Below are 321 nucleotides of genomic sequence, written 5' to 3'. Positions count from 1 at the left end.
GCCAGACCCCGACGCGGGCTTTGGCATCGCCGACAAACGCGCTCAGGTCCAGTACTTTGGTGGTGGCGTTGGCCTCAAGGATCTGCAGATCTGTCTTGGCCAACTCAGCCACTGGAATCGGCTTCACGATCACCGTCAAGGTGTCCGAAATCTTCGGTACACCGTTGCGGGTCATCACGTAGGTAAATTTCACGCTTGTGGCCGCGTCACGAATATTGGCGTGAATCGCCGCCTTGGTGATGTCGAACTCCACCTTCTGCAACGTCTGATTACCGGGTTTGACCGGTATATCCGGCGAGCCGCCATCGCCCGCGCCGTCCA

At 58.6% G+C, this 321-nt stretch carries 1 protein-coding gene; it reads right to left on the bottom strand.

Going from position 1 to position 321, the window contains the following annotated elements:
• Positions 1-321: hypothetical protein (locus J1G35_RS30725; protein ID WP_223016886.1), on the bottom strand; the 321-nt coding region annotated here is incomplete at both ends.

The organism is Pseudomonas sp. SH10-3B (assembly GCF_019891415.1).
Classification (GTDB): Bacteria; Pseudomonadota; Gammaproteobacteria; order Pseudomonadales; family Pseudomonadaceae; genus Aquipseudomonas.
This window is presented reverse-complemented; position numbering and strand designations above follow the sequence as displayed.